Genomic DNA, 1863 nt, shown 5'->3' on the forward strand with positions numbered 1-1863 from the left:
TGGTCGCCTGCTTCTGCTTGCCGGTGTAGAAAGGGTGGCACTGGGAGCAGACGTCCAGGGAGAAGTCCTGTCCGGAGGTGGAGCCCACCTGGAAGCTGGCGCCGCAGGAGCAGGTCGCGTTGACCGTCTTGTATTCGGGGTGGATACCTTGTTTCATCTTGAGCCTCGTTGAGCTGTATGCCGCCACCTGATCCGTTGCCAGGCACCGCATACGGGTTGTCCGTCGTTCGCGCTGTCTAGCGGTCATGAAAACCGCAAGCGCGAGTGCAAGCCGGTTGTACCGCCCTGGCTACACTCGGCAGGCAGGGAGGCGCAGCATTCTAGCAGAACCGATCCCGGAGGCCAATTGCCCACATCTTCCTCGCCCCCCCGCGTGCTGGGCGTGGCGGTGCCCTCGCCGCTGCGCCGCCTGTTCGACTACCGCCCCGGCCGCGAGGTTCCGCCCGGCGGCTGGGTGCCGGGGCTGCGGGTAAGGGCGCCCTTCGGTAGCCGCCAGGTGGTGGGCGTGGTGGTGGAGTGCCGCGAGCGCAGCGACCTGCCGCTGGCCGATCTCAAGCCCATCGTCGCCTGCCTGGACCCCGCCCCGCTGCCCGCCGACTGGCTCTGGCTGTGCCGCTTCACCGCCCGCTACTACCAGCACTCCCTGGGCGACACCCTCCACCAGGCGATGCCGGCGCTGCTGCGTCAGGGCCGCGCCCTGGAGGGGCGCACCCGGGAGCGCTGGCGGCTGACCGCCGCGGGCCGCGATGCCGGCCTCGACGCCCTGGCCCGGGCCCCGCGCCAGGCCGAGCTGCTGGCCATGCTCGCCCAGCACCCCCACGGCCTGGCTACCCAGGCGATCCTGGCCCAGTCGTTTTCTCGCGAGCAGCTCAGGGCACTGGCCGCCAAGGGGCTGATCGACGCCAGCGAGGAGCCGCTCACCGCTCGCCCCCTTCCTGACGCCGACCACCTGCTGGCCGAGCCCGCCCTGCCGCTCAACCGCGAGCAGGCCGCGGCGCTGGCCGCCCTCCGCGTAAACCTCGACGCCTACCATCCCTGCCTGCTGGAAGGGGTCACCGGCAGCGGCAAGACCGAGGTCTACCTGCAGCTGATCGAGGCGGTGGTGGGGCGCGGGCGCCAGGCGCTGGTGCTGGTGCCGGAGATCGGCCTCACCCCCCAGACCCTGACGCGCTTCCGCAAGCGCTTCCGGGTGCCGGTAGTGGCGCTGCACTCCGGCCTCACCGACCTCGAACGGCTGGACGCCTGGGAGGCCGCCGCCAGCGGCCGCGCGCCCATCATCATCGGCACCCGCTCGGCGATCTTCACCCCCTTGGCGCGCCCCGGCGCCATCATCGTCGACGAGGAGCACGACGGCTCCTACAAGCAGCAGGACGGCCTGCGTTACCACGCCCGGGACCTGGCCGTATCCCGCGCCCACCGGCACGGCATCCCGCTGCTGCTGGGCAGCGCCACGCCCTCCCTGGAGAGCCTGGCCAAGGCGCGCAGCGGCGAGTGGCGCCACCTGCCGCTGACCCGCCGCGCCACTCGCCACGCCCCGGCCCGGCTGGAGCTGATCGACCTGCGCGGCCGCCCTCGCCAGGGCGGGCTGATTCCGCCGGTGCTGGAGGCCATCCGCGACACCCTGGCCGCCGGCCACCAGGTGCTGGTGTTCATCAACCGCCGCGGCTTCGCCCCCACGCTCGCCTGCCACGCCTGCGGCTGGCTGGCCGAGTGCGACGCCTGCGACGCCCGCATGACCCTGCACCGCCAGCCGCCGCTGCTGGCCTGCCACCACTGCGACCGCCGCCGCGCCCTGCCGGAGAGCTGCCCCGAGTGCGGCAGCATCGACCTGCGCCCCCTGGGCAGCGGCACCGAGCGCACCGA

The 1863-nt window shown here is 72.9% G+C and carries 1 protein-coding gene and 1 pseudogene; one reads left to right on the plus strand and one right to left on the minus strand.

The window, feature by feature from the left end:
* Positions 1 to 157: pseudogene (gene rpmE / locus J5F18_RS19115) on the minus strand (50S ribosomal protein L31); the annotation flags it as partial.
* Positions 158 to 346: 189 nt separating this feature from the next.
* On the opposite strand from rpmE, the gene priA reads away from it, so the two are divergent.
* On the plus strand, positions 347 to 1863 hold a 1517-nt coding region (priA, locus tag J5F18_RS19120; RefSeq protein WP_346300099.1), incomplete at its 3' end, for a primosomal protein N'.

The sequence above is a fragment of the Halomonas sp. BM-2019 genome (genome assembly GCF_017584085.1).